Annotated in this window: 20 protein-coding genes; 15 read left to right on the top strand and 5 right to left on the bottom strand. The window is 62.7% G+C overall.

The genetic code is table 11. The annotated features are described in order from the left end of the window. Positions 1-45: 45 nt before the first annotated feature. The 5 genes from pheT to KQI12_RS04705 all read left to right on the top strand — a co-directional run bounded on the left by pheT (position 46) and on the right by KQI12_RS04705 (position 5,617). The gene (pheT, locus tag KQI12_RS04685; RefSeq protein WP_216570946.1) at positions 46-2,730 is read left to right on the top strand and encodes a phenylalanine--tRNA ligase subunit beta; all 2,685 of its coding nucleotides are present in this window, start codon (positions 46-48) and stop codon (positions 2,728-2,730) included. Positions 2,731-2,848: 118 nt separating this feature from the next. Next, positions 2,849-3,097, top strand: a complete 249-nt coding sequence (locus tag KQI12_RS04690; protein WP_216570947.1) for an IreB family regulatory phosphoprotein — start codon at positions 2,849-2,851, stop codon at positions 3,095-3,097. Positions 3,098-3,209: 112 nt separating this feature from the next. Next, the gene (locus KQI12_RS04695; RefSeq protein WP_216570949.1) at positions 3,210-3,728 is read left to right on the top strand and encodes a nitroreductase family protein; all 519 of its coding nucleotides are present in this window, start codon (positions 3,210-3,212) and stop codon (positions 3,726-3,728) included. Between the two features lie 130 nt (positions 3,729-3,858). After that, complete coding sequence (locus tag KQI12_RS04700) at positions 3,859-4,296, top strand: MarR family transcriptional regulator (RefSeq protein ID WP_216570951.1); 438 nt, start codon at positions 3,859-3,861, stop codon at positions 4,294-4,296. Beyond that, a complete protein-coding gene (locus tag KQI12_RS04705) occupies positions 4,286-5,617 on the top strand; it encodes an MATE family efflux transporter (RefSeq protein ID WP_371817957.1) in 1,332 nt (443 codons plus the stop codon). The genes KQI12_RS04700 and KQI12_RS04705 overlap by 11 nt, the downstream gene beginning before the upstream one ends. Positions 5,618-5,671: 54 nt before the next feature. Here the strand turns inward: KQI12_RS04705 and KQI12_RS04710 are convergent, their stop codons facing one another. Next, positions 5,672-6,148, bottom strand: coding sequence for a pyridoxamine 5'-phosphate oxidase family protein (locus tag KQI12_RS04710; RefSeq protein ID WP_216570952.1), 477 nt, complete (start codon positions 6,146-6,148; stop codon positions 5,672-5,674). 88 nt (positions 6,149-6,236) lie between these two features. On the opposite strand from KQI12_RS04710, the gene dinB reads away from it, so the two are divergent. Continuing rightward, a complete protein-coding gene (gene dinB / locus KQI12_RS04715) occupies positions 6,237-7,475 on the top strand; it encodes a DNA polymerase IV (RefSeq protein WP_216570953.1) in 1,239 nt (412 codons plus the stop codon). Positions 7,476-7,520: 45 nt separating this feature from the next. Here dinB and KQI12_RS04720 read toward each other — a convergent pair whose 3' ends face one another. From KQI12_RS04720 to KQI12_RS04730, 3 genes are read right to left on the bottom strand one after another with little or no spacing between them, the layout of a single operon-like run. Then, positions 7,521-8,405 (bottom strand): radical SAM protein, encoded by an 885-nt coding sequence (locus tag KQI12_RS04720; protein WP_216570954.1) that lies wholly within the window; start codon positions 8,403-8,405, stop codon positions 7,521-7,523. 46 nt (positions 8,406-8,451) lie between these two features. Next, positions 8,452-9,516, bottom strand: coding sequence for a histidinol-phosphate transaminase (gene hisC / locus KQI12_RS04725; RefSeq protein WP_216570955.1), 1,065 nt, complete (start codon positions 9,514-9,516; stop codon positions 8,452-8,454). Further along, the gene (locus KQI12_RS04730) at positions 9,513-9,707 is read right to left on the bottom strand and encodes a DUF951 domain-containing protein (RefSeq protein ID WP_216570956.1); all 195 of its coding nucleotides are present in this window, start codon (positions 9,705-9,707) and stop codon (positions 9,513-9,515) included. Before KQI12_RS04730 ends, hisC begins: the two co-directional genes overlap by 4 nt. Before the next feature lie 232 nt (positions 9,708-9,939). On the opposite strand from KQI12_RS04730, the gene KQI12_RS04735 reads away from it, so the two are divergent. Beyond that, a complete protein-coding gene (locus tag KQI12_RS04735) occupies positions 9,940-10,872 on the top strand; it encodes a S1 RNA-binding domain-containing protein (protein ID WP_216570957.1) in 933 nt (310 codons plus the stop codon). 125 nt (positions 10,873-10,997) lie between these two features. On the opposite strand, the gene nagB is transcribed toward KQI12_RS04735, so the two are convergent. Then, a complete protein-coding gene (gene nagB / locus KQI12_RS04740) occupies positions 10,998-11,750 on the bottom strand; it encodes a glucosamine-6-phosphate deaminase (RefSeq protein ID WP_216570959.1) in 753 nt (250 codons plus the stop codon). 208 nt (positions 11,751-11,958) lie between these two features. Between nagB and KQI12_RS04745 the strand changes: the two genes are divergently transcribed. The 8 genes from KQI12_RS04745 (at position 11,959) to KQI12_RS04780 (ending at position 19,469) form a co-directional block, all read left to right on the top strand. Further along, positions 11,959-12,513, top strand: a complete 555-nt coding sequence (locus KQI12_RS04745; RefSeq protein WP_216570961.1) for an adenylyltransferase/cytidyltransferase family protein — start codon at positions 11,959-11,961, stop codon at positions 12,511-12,513. A 216-nt stretch (positions 12,514-12,729) separates the two neighbouring features. Further along, positions 12,730-13,503, top strand: coding sequence for a Fe-S cluster assembly ATPase SufC (gene sufC / locus KQI12_RS04750; RefSeq protein ID WP_216570963.1), 774 nt, complete (start codon positions 12,730-12,732; stop codon positions 13,501-13,503). Then, positions 13,500-14,906 carry a Fe-S cluster assembly protein SufB gene (gene sufB / locus KQI12_RS04755; protein WP_216570964.1) on the top strand — a complete coding sequence of 469 codons (1,407 nt, stop codon included), beginning with the start codon at positions 13,500-13,502 and terminating at the stop codon, positions 14,904-14,906. The genes sufC and sufB overlap by 4 nt, the downstream gene beginning before the upstream one ends. A 29-nt stretch (positions 14,907-14,935) precedes the next feature. After that, positions 14,936-16,030, top strand: a complete 1,095-nt coding sequence (locus KQI12_RS04760; RefSeq protein ID WP_216570965.1) for a SufD family Fe-S cluster assembly protein — start codon at positions 14,936-14,938, stop codon at positions 16,028-16,030. Continuing rightward, a complete protein-coding gene (locus KQI12_RS04765) occupies positions 16,017-17,228 on the top strand; it encodes an aminotransferase class V-fold PLP-dependent enzyme (RefSeq protein ID WP_216570966.1) in 1,212 nt (403 codons plus the stop codon). Before KQI12_RS04760 ends, KQI12_RS04765 begins: the two co-directional genes overlap by 14 nt. Continuing rightward, positions 17,218-17,661, top strand: a complete 444-nt coding sequence (sufU, locus tag KQI12_RS04770) for a Fe-S cluster assembly sulfur transfer protein SufU (RefSeq protein WP_216570967.1) — start codon at positions 17,218-17,220, stop codon at positions 17,659-17,661. The genes KQI12_RS04765 and sufU overlap by 11 nt, the downstream gene beginning before the upstream one ends. Positions 17,662-17,778: 117 nt before the next feature. After that, on the top strand, positions 17,779-18,339 hold the full coding sequence (locus KQI12_RS04775) for a hydrolase (protein WP_216570968.1): 561 nt from the start codon (positions 17,779-17,781) through the stop codon (positions 18,337-18,339). After that, positions 18,336-19,469 carry a cysteine desulfurase family protein gene (locus tag KQI12_RS04780; RefSeq protein WP_216570970.1) on the top strand — a complete coding sequence of 378 codons (1,134 nt, stop codon included), beginning with the start codon at positions 18,336-18,338 and terminating at the stop codon, positions 19,467-19,469. The genes KQI12_RS04775 and KQI12_RS04780 overlap by 4 nt, the downstream gene beginning before the upstream one ends. The last annotated feature ends 3 nt before the right edge of the window (positions 19,470-19,472 follow it).

Here is a 19,472-nt window from a genome sequence, read left to right on the forward strand (position 1 = left end):
CATGATCGGCCGGGGAACAAGATATGATAAAGGGAGTTTTGATATATGGACCTGTCCCGTAAATGGCTCGGTGAGTTCGTCACCGTCGATGCCAGCGACAAAGATTTCGCGGAGACCATGACCCTCTCCGGCTCCAAGGTGGAGACCACCGAGGATCTGGGCGCTGAGATCTCCAACGTGGTGGTGGGCCGCATCCAGTCCATGGAGCGCCACCCCGACTCCGACCATATGTGGATCTGCCAGATCGACGTGGGCGAGAGCGAGCCCACCCAGATCGTCACCGGTGCCTGGAACATCCACGTGGGCGACCTGGTGCCCGTAGCCCGTCATAAGTCCACCCTGCCCGGCGGCAAGAAGATCGAGAAGGGCAAGCTGCGGGGCGTGGTGTCCAACGGCATGATGTGCGGTCTGAGCGAGCTGGGCCTGGACGTGCGTGACTTCCCCTACGCCGCCATTACCGCCGCCGCCCTGCTGAACGACTACCACCCCATCGACCCCGCCAAGCCCTCCATCCCCGCCGACATCAAGCCCGGGGACAAGGTCTACGGTCCCGCGGTGTGCGCCAAAATGCTGGAGGTCATGCCGCTGGAAAACGGCACATTCCACACCTGCGCCGACATCGGCAATGCCACGGTCTGCCCCGATACTGTATGTGCCAACCTCCACGAGGGCGATCTGGTGGCTTACAACGCCAAAACAGACAGCTACTGCACCCTGGCCGATCTCCACGCCGAGCAGAAGGAGTTCCCCCACTGCATCCCCGACGGCATCTTCGTGCTCCGGGAGGACTGTGAGCCCGGTGACGATATCAAGCCTGTCATCGGCGTGGACGACCATGTGGTGGAGTTCGAGATCACCCCCAACCGCCCCGACTGCCTGTCCATCATCGGTCTGGCACGGGAGGTAGCCGCCACCTATGACACGGAGCTCCGGCTCCACACGCCCGTGGTGAAGGGCGGCGCTGAGGGCAGCCTGACCGACCTGCTGGACGTGGAGACCGAGGCCGCAGACCTGTGCCCCCGCTACACCGCCCGCATGGTCCGCAACGTGAAGATCGCGCCCTCCCCCAAGTGGATGCGGGAGCGTCTCCGCGCCATGGGCGTGCGCCCCATCAACAACATCGTGGACATCACCAATTACGTCATGCTGGAGTATGGCCAGCCCATGCACGCCTTCGACTACCGCTATGTGAAGGGCGGCAAGATCATCGTCCGCCGGGCCCATGAGGGTGAGGAGCTGACCACGCTGGACGGCAATGTCCGCAAACTCACCGCCAACCATCTGGTCATCGCTGATGAGCATCGGGCCGTCGGTCTGGCCGGCATCATGGGCGGTGAGAACAGCGAGATCGTGGCTGATACTGCGGACGTGGTGTTCGAGTCCGCCACCTTCGACGGCACCTGCATCCGCAAGGGCGCTCTGGCCTTGGGCATGCGTACCGAGGCCTCTGCCAAATTCGAGAAGGGGCTCGATCCCATGAACACCCTGCCTGCCGTAGACCGCGCCTGTGAGCTGGTGGAGCTGCTGGGCGCCGGCGAGGTCATGGACGGCGTGATCGACATCCTCAACTACGTGCCCCAGCCCCGCGTCCTGAAGCTGGAGCCCGAGAAGATCAACGCTCTGCTGGGCACCGACATCGAGACCGCCGAGATGGTCCGCATCCTGCGCAAGCTGGACTTCGTGGTAGACGGCACGTCCGTCACCGTGCCTTCCTGGCGCGGCGATGTGGAGGGCATGGCCGATCTGGCGGAAGAGGTGGCCCGCTTCCACGGCTACAACAACATCCCCGTCACTCTCATGCGGGGCCAGACCACGCTGGGCGGCTACTCCGATTCTCAGAAGCTGGAGCGCACTCTGGGCGAGGTCTGCCGGTCCTGTGGCTATGATGAGATCATCACCTATTCCTTCATCTCCCCCACCTATTACGACAAGATCCGCTGGGCCGCCGATGACCCGCGCCGGAGCTCCATGAAGATCTGCAACCCTCTGGGCGAGGACACCTCCATCATGCGCACCACCATCCTCCCCTCCATGCTGGAGATCCTGACCCGGAACTACAACTTCCGCAACAAGTCTGCGGAGCTCTATGAGCTGGGCCGGATCTATTTCCAGCGGGAGGACGGCATGGCCGACGAACCCAAGATGCTCTCTCTGGGCGCCTATGGTGAGGACATGGACTTCTACTCCATGAAGGGCACCGTAGAGGCCATCCTTACTGCCATCCGGGCCAAGGACGTGACCTTCGAGCCCGTCAAGGACGACCCCTCTTACCACCCTGGCCGCTGTGCCCGGGTGCTGGCGGGCGGCAGGTCCGTGGGCGTGTTCGGCCAGATCCATCCTCTGGTGGCGGAGAACTATGGCGTGGATACCGAACTCTACTGTGCCGAACTGAGCTTCGATGCCCTCTGCGCCGTGAAGGGCGCCGATCCCCAGTACACCCCCCTGCCCAAGTTCCCTGCCGTCACCCGTGACATCGCTGTGGTCTGTGACGAGTCCGTCACGGTGGGCGCGCTGGAGGAGTGCATCCGCAGGGGCGCCAAGGGCCTGCTCAAGGCTGTGGAGCTCTTCGACATCTACCGCGGCAAGGGCGTGGACAGCGGTAAAAAGTCCGTGGCTTTCAACCTGGTCCTCCGGGCTGACGACCGCAGCCTGACCGCCGAAGAGGCCGATGAGGATGTGAAGAACATCTTGAGCGCTCTGAAGAGTGAGTTGGGCGCTGTCCTCCGTTGAGTTCCGTCGAAGCTAAACTCGCCAGTTCTTAATGTTTCGTGAATTTTGCTCCTTTCTCTTTACACCGCAAAGATTTTCAGGTAAAATAAGGGCAACCGGTATCAGGAGGTTCGATGTCATGCATACGGATTATACGCGCAGATTCAGTCTCAACTATGAGAAGGATCAGGAGATCAAGGACATTCTGACCTCCGTCTATGATTCTTTGCAGGAGAAGGGCTACAATCCCATCAACCAGATCGTGGGCTATATCCTCTCTGAGGATCCCACTTATATCACCAACTACAACAACGCCCGCGCCCTGATCCGCAAGCTGGATCGGGACGAGCTCCTCCAGGAACTCGTCAAGCAGTATCTCAACAGTTGAGCCGTGGCCCCTGTCCGCACCTCTCTGTGCGGCGGGGGCCTTTCTTCCTTTTCATCCAGACGTCTCCAGTCCTTGGGACTGAACGCAGATATTTCGATATGAGGTGAACGATATGGATCTCTTTGAAGCCATCGCCAAGCGGTACAGCCATCGCACTCCCTTCCTGGACAAGACCGTTCCCGACGCCGACATCCGTAAGATCCTGGAGGCCGGCATCCAGGCCCCCTCCGGCCAGAACTGTCAGACCACCTCCTTCGTGGCCGTCACCGATCCTGAGCTCCGCAAGGGCATTGCCGAGGTCCTCTCTACCCCTGCCGTCAAGACCGCTCCTGTGATCCTGGTGGTCCTGTCCGAGCATCAGATCGCGCCCTGCGGCATGGCCTTCGAGGTGGAGGATTACGCTGCCTCCGTGGAGAATATACTTCTGGCCGTCACTGCTCTGGGCTATGCCACCGTCTGGATGGACGGCATGACCAAGGCCCCCGCCGCCAGTGCCGCCATCGGCAAGCTCCTCAATGTGCCTGCCGGCAAGACGGTCCGCACCATCCTCCCCATCGGTGTCCCTGCTGAAGTGGGTGAGCCAAAGCCCCGCAAGGCCTTCGATGAGCGGGTCCACTACAACGCGTTCTGATCGCGCCCGGTATGTCAACGACTGGCAGTCTCTGATGAGAGACTGCCAGCCGCTTTTTCGTTCCCTCTTGACATCAGTCCGAAATCGTACTATAATGACAGTCCGATATCAGACTGATCGAGGTGTTTTTTTGGAACTCAGAGAACAAATGGCCCTGATCGACCGCTTCATCTGTCAGGCCAACGCCCTTTATGGCGAATGGGCCAAACGGCAGGGGCTGACCTACAACACGCTCATGGTGCTCTGCTCCCTGGACCAGCCGGACCCACGCACCCAGAAGCAGATCGCCGAGGAGCGGATGCTCCCTAAACAGACGGTGAACTCCATCGTAAAAGAGCTGGAGCGGAAGGGCTGGATCCAATATCTGGATGGCCTGGAGCGGCGGGAGCGCCCTCTGTCCCTCACTGAGGCCGGACGGGCCCAGCTCCATCCCTTGTTGGAACGGATGTACCAGATGGAGGACCGGGTCATGGACCGGATGGGTCCGGATCTGTGTCAGTCTCTGCTGGAGGGCCAGGGAGCTTTTGCTCAAGCTCTGGCGGAGGAGGTGCGGAACGGTGGAGACTAACGCCCTCGCCCGGCGCTTCGATGCGCGCGCTCTCCTGCGCTTCGCCCTGCCCAACATCGCCATGATGGTGTTCCTCTCCCTCTATACCATCGTGGACGGGATGTTCATTTCCCGGTATGTGGGGACGCTGGCCCTCTCCGCGATCAATATGTCCTTCCCCTTGAACTCTCTGGAGATGGCCATCGGCATCATGCTGGCCTCCGGTGGTTCTGCCATCATCGCCCGAAAGCAGGGGGAGGGCCGTACCGATGAGGCCCGGCAGGACTTCACTCTCATCGTGGCCGCCTCTCTGACCATCGGCGTGCTGTTCCTGGCGATCGGCAATCTGTTCCTGGGACCGATCCTACGGCTCCTGGGCACCAGTGCGGCCCAGTGGGACTACTGCGTCCCCTATACCCGGATCCTGCTGCTCTTCTCCCCGGCGCTCTTCCTCCAGACTGGCTTCCAGACCTTGTTCGTCACGGCGGGACGGCCGGGTCTGGGATTGGGCACCACCGTGGCGGGTGGTATGGCCAATGTGGTGCTGGACTGGCTCTTCATGGGTCCCCTCGGCATGGGCGTGGAGGGTGCCGCCATCGCCACCGTGATCGGTTACTGCATCCCTGCTGTGTTCGGCATGGTGTTCTTCTGGAAGGATCGGAGCTCCTCCCTGTGGTTCGTGCCCTTCCGCTTCCAGGGACGGATGCTGGCCCTGGCCTGCGGGAACGGCTCCTCAGAGATGGTCAGCAATGTGGCCAATGCAGTGACCACCTTCCTGTTCAACATGATCTTCCTTCGATCCTGGGGAGAGGACGGCGTGGCCGCTATCACGATCGCGATGTACTTCCAGTTCGTGTTCACTGCCGTGTTCTTCGGCTTTTCCATCGGCGTGGCCCCGGTGATCAGCTACAAATACGGGGCTCAGGACATCCCTCAGCTCAAGAAGATCGTCCAGATCTGCATCTGCTTCGTGCTGGCCGCCTCAGTCGGGGCCTATCTTCTCTCCCGGACCACGATCAGCTGGGCTCTGGCCCTGTTCACCGCCCGGGACAGCCATGTCTACGCCATCACGATCCAGGGCTTCCCGCTGTATGCGCTGAGCTTCCTGATGATGGGCACCAGCATCTTCGCCTCCTCCCTCTTCACCGCCTTCTCCGACGGCATCGTGTCCGCTGTGATCTCCTTCGCCCGGACTCTGGTGTTCCTGGTCGGGACGATCCTGCTCCTGCCTCATGTGCTTGGCCAGATGGGCATCTGGCTGGCGGTCCCGGCGGCGGAGCTGCTTGGCATCCTCGTCTCCGTGAGCTTCCTGATCCGAAAACGCCGAAAATACCAGTATTGACGGAAAAAGAGCGTCCTGTCCCCCGTGAGGACAGGACGCTCTTTCCGATCTTGTTCACCGGTTCGCCTTGCCGCTGATGTGCTCTACGGTCAGGCGGAAGACACAGAGCTGGGCCATCGCCTCCGCCGGGAACGTCCAGTCGGACTTCCCGGTATGATGGGCCATGATCTGAGCCAGCGCATGGCGCTTCTCCTCCGGTACCTCCAGGAACTCCACCCGGCCGGAGCCGATGACGCTCCGATATTTCATGGAGTGGACGCAGGCCTCAGCCGCCGTCACCAGATCATGGCCGCAGTCCAGCTCGAAGCCTGCCTTCCCGGTCCGGCGGAGCAGGTCCACCTTCCGGCCTTCCCGTGCGCTGTGGAAATAGAAGGTCCTCGCGTCCCCCGCTTCTTCATATCCGAAGTTCATAGGTACCAGATAGACCTCTCCCATATCCTCATCCCACAGGCCCAGCCGACAGCAGTCACAGGCCAGGATCGTCTCCCGCAGCTCTGCCGGGTCGGTCATCGCACGGTCCTTTCGCCGCATATCATCATCTCCTTTGTTGGAACATTTGTTTGACACCCATCCTGTCTCATCTTATAATAGGGTCAGAACGAAGAAAGGGGGCCAGTCCATGGACCGGGTCATCCTGCACTGCGACCTGAACAGCTTCTTCGCTTCGGTGGAACTGCTGGACCATCCGGAGCTCCGGGACCAGCCCGTGGCCGTCTGCGGCGATCCGGAAAACCGCCATGGCATCATCCTGGCTAAGAATGAGCCCGCCAAGCGCTTCCAGATCCGGACTGCCGAGACCATCTGGCAGGCCCGGCGGAAGTGTCCGGAGCTGGTGCTCCTCCCCGCCCACCGGGAGAAATACCGCCATTGGTCTTCCGTCATCAACGGCATCTACGAACGCTACACCGATCTGGTGGAGCCTTTCAGCATCGATGAGAGCTGGCTGGACGTGACTGGTTCCCTCCATCTGTTCGGCACCCATGGGAAGGGTCTGGCCGACCAGATCCGGTCAGTGGTCCGGGAAGAGACCGGCCTGACGCTCTCCATTGGGGTGTCCTTCAACAAGATCTTTGCCAAGATGGGCAGTGACTACAAAAAACCAGACGCCACCACCGTGATCGGCCGGGATGACTTCCGGCAGATGCTCTGGCCTCTTCCGGTGACGGATCTGCTGTTCGTGGGGCGCTCCGCCGCCCAGACCCTGGCCCGCTATGGGATCCATACCATCGGGGATCTGGCCCGCTTCGACAAGAAAACGCTGGTCCATATCTTGGGGAAGCAAGGCGCCGCCCTCCACGACTATGCTTCTGGGGCGGAGCATAGTCCGGTGGTCCCTCTCCGGGAGATGCCGCCTCCCAAGTCGGTCGGCAACGGCATCACCTTTCCGCATGACCTGGTGGGCTGGGAGTCCCTCCGTTCCGGGCTGGCCCTCCTGTGCGACAGCGTGGCCGGACGGCTTCGGAGGATCGAACGGAAATGCACCACGCTCCAGCTCACCATCCGAGACCCGAGTTTTCGGGACATCTGCCGCCAGACCAGGCTCCCCGCCCCCACTTTCGTGAGTCGGGAACTGACCGATGCCGCTTTCCGGCTCCTGCAAAGCGTCTGGCGGCCGTCCGCCCCGGTGCGGGCCCTCACCGTCACCGCTCAGGACCTGGTCCCGGAGGCCGAGGCCGTCGAGCAGGTCGACCTCTTCACCACTCAGTCCCTCCCCCGCCGGGACAAGCTGGAGCGGCTGGAAAAAGCCGTGGATCAGGTGCGGAAGAAGTATGGCCGCAGTTCTCTTTCGCTGGCCTCATCTGTCCCTTCCTCTGCCGGAACAGACGATCCCGATTGCTCAAAAAACGGTCCGTCCTGAGTGCGATGCGCCCAGGACGGACCATCTTTGTACCGTATATCTGCTTTATAGCGCCCGACCGTACTCACTCCGCATCAGGTCCTTGTCCTGAAGCGCCCGGTCGATCGCGGCGATCATGGCATCCCGGTCCTCCGGCAGTCCGCCCTTCAGGGGCAGATAGTTGGAGGCGTGGTCACAGGTGAAGTGGAGCGGATCCACGTCCAGATGCTCCAGCAGGAGCCGGGTCTCCATCAGGGCCTCTTCCCCGGTGATGAGCTGGAACTCGCCCCGGGCCACCTGCTCACCCAACTCGGTGCCTGGCTCCGCCATGAGTGTCAGGGCAGACAGATGACGTGGCTTCATCTCGTTCATCATCTTCGCCGTGGCCAGGATGTGGCGGCGGGAGGGCTCCCCGGGACCGGCCAGGCCCAGCAGGACCATGACCCACAGGTCCAGGCCCGCCTCCCGGAGCCGGACGCCCGCCTCCAGCATCTCCGCGGCGTCCACGCCCTTCTTGATCTGGTGCAGAAGGGCGTCATCGCCCGTCTCCACGCCCAGATAGACCCGGTACAGGCCGGCTTCCCGCAGGGCCTTCAGCTCCTCCGGTGTCTTGGTCAGGGTGGACCGGGGCCCGGCATAAGCCGTCACCCGCTCCAGCATAGGGAAGGTATCATAGAGCTTGTTCAGGATGGCCAGAAGCTGGTCGGTCTTCATGATGATGGCATCGCCGTCGCACAGGAACACCCGCTTCACCGGGCGGCCCAGACGGCCATGATACTCCCCGGCCATCTCGATGTCCTCGAAGATATCGGTCAGCGGGCGGATGTGGAAGCGCTTGTCCTTATACATACTGCAAAAGGTACACTTGTTGTGAGAACAGCCCACTGTGACCTGGAGCAGATAGCTCCGCCACTCTCCCGGCGGCCGGAAGATGTTTCCCTCGTATCGCAAATCTCGTTTCCTCCTTGGATATGCTTGGGTCGATGGACCAGTCGGATCAGGCCTGTCCGGTGAGCTGGGCCAGCGCTTCGATCAGCCGGTCCATCTCCTCGTCCGTGCCCACGGTGATCCGCAGATGGTCCCCGATGCGGGGCTTGCCCCACCAGCGGACCAGGATGCCCTTCTCCCGCAGGCCGTCCAACAGCTCCTTCCCGCCCTTGGACGAATGAGAGACGAACAGGAAATTGGCCCTGGAGGGGCACACGGAGAAGCCCAGCCCCTCCAACGCGGCGGCGGTCCGCTCCCGGGTGGCCATGATCTTATGGCGCGTCTCCTGGAAGTACGCCTCATCCTCCACGGAGGCCTTGGCCGCTGCCAGGGCGATCCGGTCCAGCGTATAGGAATTGAAGGAGTTCTTCACACAGTTCAGGGCGGCGATCATGTTGGGACTGCCGACCGCATAACCCACTCGCATCCCGGCCAGGGACCGGGATTTGGACATGGTCCGCACCACCAGCAGATTGGGATGGTCCGCCAGCAGAGTCAGGGCGGAGTCGGTGCCGAAGTCCACATAGGCCTCATCCACGATCACCGCCACGTCGGGGTTTCCCTCCGCCAGCCGGCGGATCTGCTCCAGAGGCAGGGCGATGCCGGTGGGGGCATTGGGGTTGGGCAAGATCACGCCGCCGTTCCCGTCCAAGAAGCGCTCCACTGGAATCTGGAAGTCCTCCTCCAGCGGGATCTCCTCATAGGGCACGGCGAAGAGCCCGGCATACACCGGATAGAAGCTGTACGAGATATCGGGGAAGCACACCGGCCGCTCCGGCCCAAAGAAGGCCTGGAAGCAGAAGGCCAGCACCTCGTCCGATCCGTTGCCCACGAACACCTGCTCCGGAGACACGCCGTGATAGCGGGCCAGCGTGTCCCGCAGGCTCCCGGCCTCCGGGTCTGGATAGAGCCGCAGAGCGGCGTCCGCCGCGTCCCGGACCGTCTCCAGGACCTTGGGGGACGGCGGATAGGGGTTCTCATTGGTGTTCAGCTTGATGAAGGTCCGATCCTTCGGCTGCTCTCCGGGGGTATAGGGCACCATGTCCCGGATGCGGCTGCTCCAAAATTCTTTCATGGCTCCGATGCCTCGTTCCGTTCGATCTTTTTGATGTTCTTTTCGGCTTTGCTGCGGGGCAGCATCAGCTCATGGCCGCAACCCTGGCAGCGAAGCTTGAAGTCCATGCCCACCCGCAGGACCAGCCAGGATCGGCTGCCGCAGGGATGGGGCTTCTTCAGCTCCAGGATATCTCCTACCCGGACATCCATGGGCGTCCTCCCCTTTCCGATACTTTATCGCGTTACTGCATCATATCATAGATGATGCAGGACCGCAAGTCCTGATGCGCAGACATTATTATAAATTTTCCGCCCTATCCTGTCAATCCGTGGCTCTGCGGTGCATATACTTGCCTATCCGCAGGGCCCGCCGGGCGGACTGCCGCCCGCTCGGAGCCCGGATGGCCGCCGATCTGCGGCCGCTGGAAAGGATCTGGTCATCTTGACACGCTTTTTTCTTCCGGAGGGATACCGCCTCCTCACGCCAGAGAACCGCGCTGTCTGTGCCTCTCCGGAGCGCCTTCGACTGGCCGCGGAACGCCAGACCGTCCTGGAGGGCACCGCGCTCCTCTGTGACGCCGCCCATGACCTGACCGTCTCTCTGGGCGGAGGCCGGCTGGGCATCATCCCCAGGACTGAGGCTGCCCTCGGCATCGCCGAGGGCACCACCCGTGACATCGCCATCCTCACTCGGGTGGGCCGCCCAGTCTCCTTCGTGATCGACGGGATACCGGAGGACCCGGGAGGACCTCTGCGGCTCTCCCGGCGGAAAGCCCAGCGGATGGCCCTGGACCGGCTCCTCACCGAAGCCCGTCCGGGCATGGTCCTCCCCGCCTCCGTCACCCACCTGGAGCCCTTCGGGGCCTTCGTGGACATCGGGTGCGGAGTGGTCTCCATGGTGGGCATCGAGAACATCTCTGTCTCCCGGATCGCCCATCCGGCCCAGCGCTTCTCGGTGGGCCAGCGGATCTATGTGGTTGTCCAGGACCTGGACCCGGCTCGGGAGCGGATCCTGCTCACCCACAAAGAGCTTCTGGGCACCTGGCTGGAGAATGTCCAGTCCCTCCAGCCAGGGATGACCGTGCCGGGGATCGTCCGGGGGATCAAGGACTACGGCGTCTTCGTGGAGCTGGCTCCGAACCTCTCCGGACTGGCCGAACCGAAAGAGGGGCTGGCCGAAGGCGACCGGGTCTCCGTGTTCCTCAAAGCCATCCTTCCGGAGCGCATGAAGATCAAGCTCCTGGTGATCGACAAGCTCCCGCCGGCGCCACCCGGGCCGCTCCCCTACTTCATCACCGGCGGCCGCCTGTCCTGGTGGCGCTATGCCCCGGAGGGCTGTATGAAGACGGCCCTGGAGAGCGTGTTTTTGGAGTGAGCGGTCTCCCACAGAGCAGAGAACGTCCCATTCGGTCCATTCTGGCCGGATGGGACGTTCCTTACTATCGTCTCACAGCATCGTTCCGCTCTCTCAAAGAGGCAAGTCCATATGAGGCCGCCTGCTCAGCCGCAGATCGGCAGGCCCGCTTCTCTCAGACCGCTCAGGGCCGCCCGGTCGCCCACCAGGGTCACCTCGGGATGGAGCTGGAGGATGGAGGCCGGCACTTCCCGGCTCACCGGTCCGCAGAACGCCCGGCAGAGGATGTCCGCCTTCTCTGCTCCGCTGGCCGCGATCAGGATACGGTGGGTGTGCATGATGCTCTTGATGCCCATAGTCAACGCCTGCCGGGGCATATCCTCCCGGCACTCGAAGAAGCGGCTGTTCCTCTGGAGCGTGCTCTCGCTGAGTTGGACTAGATGGCTCTCCAGGCCGAAGTCATCTCCCGGCTCGTTCAGGCCGATATGTCCGTTCACGCCGATGCCAAGGAGTTGGAGATCGATGCCGCCCAGCGCCCGGATCGTGGCATCGTAAGCGGCGCACTCCGCTCTGGGGTCCCGGGCCAGACCGTCTGGGACATAGGTGTTCTCCGGCCGGATGTCGATATGGTCGAACAGGTTCCGCTGCATGGCACAGCGGCAGCTCTGTTCATGGCGGGGAGAGAGCCCGTAGTACTCATACAGGTTCAGCGTCCTGATCTCCGCAAAGCTCAGGTCGCCCTTCCGATACCACTCCGCCAGCTGCTGATAGGCGCCTGTCGGTGTGCTGCCAGTGGCCAGACCAAGAACGCTGTCCGGCTTCGTGATGACCTGGGCCGAGATGATGTTCGCAGTGCGGCGGCTCATAGACTGATAGTCTTCCGTCATATAGATCCTCATCCGTGCATCCTCCCTGTCGTTTCAACTTGTTTGGACAATCATATCATACTATATTTTTCCTGTATATGCAATCGAAAGCAGGCGTATCCATCGGTCTCTACGCTTTACCTATCACTTTTTTCGATAAAGCCGCTCGATATCTTCCCCTTCTTTCCATCTTATATTATAATATCTTTTTGTGTATTTGAAGAAGAGAGGAAGTTCTGATTTGAGCGACAAGATCGGCGCCGTGATGGGGCGCTTCCAGGGGCTCCACCTGGGACATATGGAGTATCTGCTGGCGGGTGCGGAGCGCTGTGAGCATCTGTTGGTGGGAGTCACCCATTTCGATCCCTGGGAGCACGCTCCGGACGATCTCCAGGGTCTGGAGCGGATGCGCGGCTCCTCCAACCCGTTCACCTATTATGAGCGCATGGCCATGCTGCGGGACTCGCTCCTGGAGGCCGGGCTCTCCCGGGACCGTTTCGATGTGGTCCCCTTCCCGATCGAGCATCCCGAGCGGATCTGCCAGTTCATCCCGGCGGAGGCCGTCTGCTATGTGACCATCTATGACCAGTGGGGCGAGCACAAGCGGCAGGTCCTGTCCGAGCAGGGCTTCGACACCCAGATCCTCTGGGTCCGGGACGACAGTCAGCGCATCACCAGTGGCACCGAGGTCCGCCGCCTCATCTCCGAGGGACAGCCCTGGGAACATCTGGTCCCACCGGCCGCCGCCCGCTATCTGGTCCGGCATCATCTGACCGACCGCCTGCGAAACGTCTGACTCCTGCGCCGGTGCGCCCTCATCCAGCCCGAACGATCGGGCGGATGAGGGCGCTTTTCCTTTTTTCTTCCGGTTTTCCCCGCAAAATAGACGAGATCCCCTCTTTCCTCCTTCCTCTTGACAAGGCGATCCCGCAGTTTTATAATATGGGCGCAATAAACCATACTAATCCAATAGGAAAACTATATCGTCTATCCTACCGGGAAGGTGAATGAAATGTCAGCATCCCTTTTGAAGACTGAACAGCTCAACGTCAGCGTGGAGGGCAAGCACATCCTCTATGATGTCGATATGACCATCCGCGAGGGCGAGACTCATGTGCTCATGGGGCCCAACGGCGCGGGCAAATCTACCCTGGGCTACACCCTTATGGGCGGTCCCCGCTACCATGTAGACTCCGGCCGCATCCTGCTGGAGGGCAGGGACATCACCGAGTCTCCCGCCGACCAGCGGGCCAGGGACGGCCTTTTCCTCTCCTTCCAGGAGCCGCTGGAGGTCCCCGGTCTCTCCCTCCAGGACTTCCTGCGCAGCGCTCTGGAACAGCGGACCGGCAAGCGGCTGCGCTTCACGGACTTCTATAAAAAGCTCAAGGCCGCCATGGAGGTCCTCCATCTGGACCCCTCCTACAGCGTGCGGGACCTGAACGTGGGCTTTTCCGGCGGTGAGAAGAAGAAGATCGAGATCCTCCAGCTCCTGCTGTTCCAGCCCAAGCTCGCCATCCTGGACGAGACCGACTCCGGTCTGGACGTGGATGCGGTGCGTCTGGTCTCTGACGGCGTGCGGGCCTACCAGAAGGATCACAAGGGCGCGCTCCTCATCATCACCCATTCCACCCGGATCCTGGAGTCCCTCCATGTAGACCAGACCCACGTGATGGTGGAAGGCCACATGGTGGCCGACGGCGACGGCTCCATGGTGGACGAGATCAATGAGAACGGCTACGAGTCCTATGTGGAGCGTGCCATCCGAGAGGGAGCGGTCCGGTCATGAGAGAGAAGAGCCAGGTCGAAGAGGTCGGCCGCAGCCTATATGACTTCCGCAAGGAGGAGAAGGACGCCTACCGGGTCGGCGCGGGCCTGACCCCCGCCATCGTGGAGCAGATCTCCAGGGAGAAGAAAGACCCTCCGTGGATGACTCTCTTCCGCCTCCAGTCCCTCCAGATCTATGATTCCATGTCCATGCCCGACTGGGGCCCCTCCATCGAGGGGCTGGATATGGACCATATCGTGACCTATGTGCGCCCTAACACCAAGATGAGCGCCAAGTGGTCCGAGGTCCCTGAGGACATCAAGGACACCTTCGAGCGTCTGGGCATCCCTCAGGCCGAACGGAAGTCTCTGGCCGGCGTGGGCGCACAGTACGACTCTGAGCTGGTCTACCACAACCTCCAGGAGGAGGTGGCCGCTCAGGGCGTCATCTACACCGACCTGGAGAGCGCTATGCACGGGCCTTATGCCAAGATGATCCAGAGCCATTTCATGAAGCTGGTCCCCCCCTCTGACCACAAGTTCGCCGCTCTCCACGGAGCTGTATGGTCCGGCGGATCCTTCGTATATGTGCCGCCCCATGTGTCCGTCACGATCCCTCTCCAGTCCTATTTCCGGCTGAACGCCCCTGGCGCCGGTCAGTTCGAGCACACTCTCATCATCGTGGATGAGGGGGCCGACCTGCACTTCATCGAGGGCTGCTCCGCCCCCAAGTACAATGTGGCCAACCTCCATGCGGGATGTGTGGAGCTCTTCGTGGGCAAGAACGCCCATCTGCGCTACTCCACCATCGAGAACTGGTCCAAGAACATGTACAACCTGAACACCAAGCGTGCTCTGGTGGAGGAGGGCGGCACCATGGAGTGGGTGTCCGGCTCCTTCGGCTCCCATGTGTCCTACCTCTACCCTATGACCATCCTGAAGGGACGGAAGGCCCGGATGGAGTTCACCGGCATCACCTTTGCCGGCAAGGGCCAGGATCTGGACACCGGCGCCAAGGTGGTCCACAGCGCCCCAGAGACCTCTTCTTATATCAATACCAAGTCCATCTCCAAGGACGGCGGCGCCAGCACCTTCCGCAGCTCTCTGGTGATCCAGGAGGGCGCGGAGCACAGCAAGGCGGCGGTCTCCTGCCAGTCTCTGATGCTGGACGATATCTCCCGCTCCGACACGATCCCCGCCATGGATATCCGCACCGGCGACGCCGATGTGGGCCATGAGGCCCGGATCGGCCGGATCAGCGACGATGCGGTCTTTTATCTCATGTCCCGCGGCATCAGCGAAGAGGATGCCCGGGCCATGATCGTCAGCGGCTTCGCGGACAACGTGTCCAAGGAGCTCCCGCTGGAGTACGCGGTGGAGATGAACAATCTCATCCGCCTGGAGATGAAGGGCAGCATCGGCTGACGGCCGAGCGGGAAAGAGGTGTTTTCAAGATGACGAACAATAGTTTCCAGATCGACCGGCTCCCGGTCCGCACCTGGAACCAGTTGAAGATGAACGAGACCCGTCTGGACCTGACGGCCCCCACAGCCAGCTGCGGCCCTGAGGCGGTCTCCCTCCCCGCCGGCCTCTCCTGGAAGAGCGGCGGGATCATGGATCCGGTCTGGAGCCAGATCCCCACCGGCGGCGGCCCTGACGTGGACCGCTGGCTGGGTGAAGGCGTCTCCGCCGCTCTGCTGGAGACCGATGGCAGCGGGAGCCAGTCCCCCGCCGCGATCCGCTGCTCTTATGGCAGTCGAGCCGATGGGGCCGACCGGATCTGCCTCCATGCCGGGAAGGGCGCCATCCTCCCGGCGATCCTTCTGCTCCAGAGCGATGCTGACGCCTCTGGCACGGCAGCGGTGCAGATCCGCATCCGGGCTGAGGAGGGCGCTCAGGTCCGTCTCTATGTGGCGGAGCTCCTGGGAGCGGATGTAGCCTGCGTCTGCGACATCGGCGGGACCTGCGCGGACAACGCCCGGATCGAGCTGGTGAAGCTGGAGCTGGGCTCCGGCCATCTCTATGCCGGCGTGCAGACCGAGCTGGACGGCGACGGCAGCTCCTTCCAGGCCGACATCGGCTGTCGGGTCAAGGGCGGCCATACGCTGGACATGAACTATGTGGCCCGCCATCATGGCAAAAAGACCAGGAGCCAGATGAACGTAGCCAGCATCCTGGAGGAGGGCTCCTCCAAGCTCTTCCGGGGGACCATCGACTTCCCCAAAGGCTGTCAGGGAGCCAAGGGCATGGAGCAGGAGAACGTGCTCCTGCTGGGCAGACATCAGCGGAACCAGACCATCCCCCTGATCCTCTGTCAGGAGGAGGATGTGGAGGGCGATCACGGTGCCTCCATCGGCCGTCTGGACGATCAGGTCCTCTTCTATCTGGCCTCCCGGGGCATCTCCAGGCAGGCGGCAGAGAACATGATCGCCCGGGCCCGTCTGGATGCTGTATGCGCCCTCATCCCCTCGGAGGAGGTCCGGGATCGGATCCGGCGCTTCCTCGACCCTGATATCGACACGGAGGTGGACGGTCATGAAGGACTTTAAGGCCGATTTCCCCCTGCTCAACGAGCGGGACATCGCCTATCTGGACAACGCCGCCACCGCTCAGCGCCCTGTCCCGGTGCTGGAGGCAGAGCGGAAATTCTATGAGCGCTTCAACGCCAATCCCCTGCGGGGGCTCTATGCGCTGGGCGTGGAGGCCACAGAGGAATATGAGAAGGCCCGGGAGCGGGTCCGTCAGTTTCTCCATGCCGGGAGCACTCAGGAGATCATTTTCACCCGCAACACCACTGAGAGCATCAATCTGGTGGCATACAGCTACGGTCTGGAGCGGCTGAAGCCCGGCGACGAGATCCTGGTCTCCATCGCCGAACACCACAGCGACCTCCTGCCCTGGCAGATGGTGGCCCGCAGGACCGGCGCCACGCTTCGGTTCCTGGAGTGCGATCCGGACGGCACCTTCCCGCTGGAGCGGATCCAGGCTATGGTCGGCCCCAATACCAAGCTGGCCGCCATGGGCCAGGTCTCCAACGTACTGGGCCGCACCGCTCCGGTGGAGGAGCTGATCCGTCTGGTCCACCAGAACGGCGGCGTGGTGCTGGTGGACGCCGCCCAGAGCGCCCCCCATATGCCGGTGGACGTGGCCGCGCTGGATGTGGACTTCCTGGCCTTTTCCGGCCATAAGCTCATGGCCCCCATGGGCATCGGCGTGCTGTACGGCAAAAAGGCCCTTCTGGACGCGATGCCCCCCTTCCTCACCGGCGGCGAGATGATCGAGTCCGTCACCCGGGAGGGCGCGGTCTACGCGGAGCTCCCCCACAAATTCGAGGCCGGCACCGTCAACGGCGGCGGTGCGGTGGCTCTGGCCGCCGCCATCGACTATCTGGAGCAGGTGGGCTGGCAGGAGGTCATGGGTCGGGAGGAAGCCCTCACCAAGCTGGCCTTCGACGGTCTGTCCCAGATCCTCGGAGTCCATATCCTGGGCAGTCAGGATCCCGCGGAGCACTGCGGCATCCTGAGCTTCACCGTAGACGGGGTCCATCCCCACGACATCGCCGCGATCCTGGACGACGCCCATGTGGCCATCCGGGCGGGCCACCACTGCGCCCAGCCTCTCCTGGCCCATCTGGGCGTCCGGTCCTCAGCCAGAGCCAGCATCGCCTTCTACAACACCGAGGAGGACGTGGCCCGGCTCGTCGATACCATGAAAACAGTAAGGAGGCGGATGGGCCTTGGCCTTTGACGCGTTTTACAATGAGGTCCTGACGGACCATAACCTCCACCCGCTCCACAAGGAGCGGGTGGAGGATGCTGATCTGGTGCTGGAGGGCGTGAACCCATCCTGTGGAGACGACATCGTCCTGGAACTCAAGGTAGAGGACGGCACGATCGTGGATGGCTCCTTCGAGGGCGACGGCTGTGCCATCTCTCAGGCCTCCGCCGACATCATGCTGGATCTGGTGGTGGGCCGGACCAAGGAAGAGGCCCTCCATCTGGCCGAGCTCTTCCACAAGATGATCCACAGCCAGTGCAGTCCCGAGGAACTGGAGGAGTTGGGCGAGGCCGGTGCCCTCAAAGACATCTCCCATATGCCCGCCCGGGTGAAATGCGCTCTGCTGGGCTGGGGCACCATGAAGGATATGCTCTCTGACTCTGACAAAGACAAGACGGAATAACGCCGTCCTATCGTTCAAGAGGCGGTGCCAAAGGATGGGCACCGCCTCTTTTTATCTGGTCCCGGATATGGTATGATATCTGTTGACCCACATCTCATGTTTTAGGAGGAACGCATCATGATCCCCACCCCAGAAGAAGCACTCTCTCTGCTGGAGGAGTATAACAAAGGAGAGTTCCATCTCAAGCACGGCCGGATCGTCGGCGACGTGCTCCGCTGGTATGCCCAGGAGCTCGGCTACGGCGACGAGGCCGACTTTTGGCAGGTCGTGGGCATCCTCCACGACCTGGATTTCGAGCAGTGGCCCGAGGAGCACTGCGTCAAGGAGCAGGAGCTCCTGCGGGCGCGGGGCGTGGACGAGCGTCTGATCCACGCCGTGGCCAGCCACGGCTATGCCCTCACGGTAGACATCGCCCCGGAGCATCCGATGGAGAAGGTGCTCTATGCCGCTGATGAGCTCACCGGTCTGATCGGCGCGGTGGCTATCATGCGTCCCTCCAAGAGCGTCAGCGACCTGGAGGTCAAGTCCGTGAAAAAGAAGTACAAGGACAAGAAGTTCGCCGCCGGATGCTCCCGGCAGGTCATCGAGCGGGGCGCCGATATGCTGGGCTGGACGCTGGAGGAGCTGATCGACCGCACCATCCAGGCCATGCGGACCAGCGACGCCGTGGACGGATGATCTATCTGGACAACGCCGCCTCCACAGCCCTCTCCCCCGCCGCGCTGGAGGCGATGCTCCCCTGGATGACGGAGCAGTACGGGAACCCCTCCAGCCTCCACCGGGCGGGCCAGCGGGCGGCTCAGGCCGTCTCCGAGGCCCGGGCCCAGACTGCCAAGATCCTCCATGCCCGCCGGGGCATGGTGTGCTTCACCTCCGGCGGCACCGAGGCCGACGCACTGGCCCTGTCCACCGCCGCGGCCTGGGGAGAACGGCATGGGAAGCGGCACATCGTCTCCGCCGCCTTCGAACACCATGCCGTCCTCCGGGGACTGGAGCACCTGGCGGAAAAAGGCTTTTCCGTGACGTTCCTCTCTCCCGGCCCCTCCGGCCGGATCCGGGCAGAACAGGTGGCAGACGCCATCCGGGACGATACCGGTCTGGTGAGCCTCATGGCCGCCAACAACGAGACTGGGATCCTCCAGCCAGCCGCTGAGGTGGGCGCTCTCTGCCGGGAACGGGGCATCCTCTTCCACACCGACGCGGTACAGGCCGTAGGCCATATCCCCGTGGACGCAGAGGCTCTGGGAGCCGATCTGCTCTCCCTGTCTGCCCATAAATTCCACGGCCCCAAAGGCGTTGGTGCCCTCCTCTGCCGAGAGGATCTGCCTGTGGTCCCCCTGCTCCCGGGCGGCGGGCAGGAGCGGGGCCGCCGGTCCGGCACGGAGAACGTGCCCGGGATCGTGGGGCTCGCCGCGGCCCTCCTCCAGGCCGACACCTCGATGGAGGCGGACATGGCCCGGACAGCCGCCCTCCGGGACCGGTTGGCGGAGGCCGTCTCCCGGATCCCCGGGGTCCATCTCACCGGGATGGATCAGCCCCGGCTCCCGGGGATCCTGCATCTCTGCGTGGAGGGCGTCCGGCGGGACACCCTCCTGCTCCTGCTGGACCAGGCCGGGATCTGCGCCTCTGCCGGGTCGGCCTGCTCCGCCGGGGCTCTGGAGCCCAGCCATGTCCTGCGGAGCATGGATGTCCCGGAGCCCCTGTCCATGGGGGCCCTCCGATCCTCTCTGTCCCCCGCCAACACAGAGGCGGAGATCGACACCACTGCCGAGATCCTTTCCGATCTCATCCACAGACTGAAGAACTGACGA

The sequence above is a fragment of the Pseudoflavonifractor sp. MSJ-37 genome (assembly GCF_018917965.1).
Lineage (GTDB): Bacteria > Bacillota > Clostridia > Oscillospirales > Oscillospiraceae > Pseudoflavonifractor_A.

Excerpts from the sequence above, each read along its gene's own strand:
- pheT (WP_216570946.1), top strand. The coding sequence starts at position 46 with ATGGACCTGTCCCGTAAATGGCTCGGTGAGTTCGTCACCGTCGATGCC.
- KQI12_RS04690 (WP_216570947.1), top strand. The coding sequence starts at position 2,849 with ATGCATACGGATTATACGCGCAGATTCAGTCTCAACTATGAGAAGGAT.
- KQI12_RS04695 (WP_216570949.1), top strand. The coding sequence starts at position 3,210 with ATGGATCTCTTTGAAGCCATCGCCAAGCGGTACAGCCATCGCACTCCC.
- KQI12_RS04710 (WP_216570952.1), bottom strand. The coding sequence starts at position 6,148 with ATGCGGCGAAAGGACCGTGCGATGACCGACCCGGCAGAGCTGCGGGAG.
- dinB (WP_216570953.1), top strand. The coding sequence starts at position 6,237 with ATGGACCGGGTCATCCTGCACTGCGACCTGAACAGCTTCTTCGCTTCG.
- hisC (WP_216570955.1), bottom strand. The coding sequence starts at position 9,516 with ATGAAAGAATTTTGGAGCAGCCGCATCCGGGACATGGTGCCCTATACC.
- KQI12_RS04730 (WP_216570956.1), bottom strand. The coding sequence starts at position 9,707 with ATGGATGTCCGGGTAGGAGATATCCTGGAGCTGAAGAAGCCCCATCCC.
- nagB (WP_216570959.1), bottom strand. The coding sequence starts at position 11,750 with ATGAGGATCTATATGACGGAAGACTATCAGTCTATGAGCCGCCGCACT.
- sufC (WP_216570963.1), top strand. The coding sequence starts at position 12,730 with ATGTCAGCATCCCTTTTGAAGACTGAACAGCTCAACGTCAGCGTGGAG.
- sufB (WP_216570964.1), top strand. The coding sequence starts at position 13,500 with ATGAGAGAGAAGAGCCAGGTCGAAGAGGTCGGCCGCAGCCTATATGAC.
- KQI12_RS04760 (WP_216570965.1), top strand. The coding sequence starts at position 14,936 with ATGACGAACAATAGTTTCCAGATCGACCGGCTCCCGGTCCGCACCTGG.
- KQI12_RS04765 (WP_216570966.1), top strand. The coding sequence starts at position 16,017 with ATGAAGGACTTTAAGGCCGATTTCCCCCTGCTCAACGAGCGGGACATC.
- KQI12_RS04775 (WP_216570968.1), top strand. The coding sequence starts at position 17,779 with ATGATCCCCACCCCAGAAGAAGCACTCTCTCTGCTGGAGGAGTATAAC.
- KQI12_RS04780 (WP_216570970.1), top strand. The coding sequence starts at position 18,336 with ATGATCTATCTGGACAACGCCGCCTCCACAGCCCTCTCCCCCGCCGCG.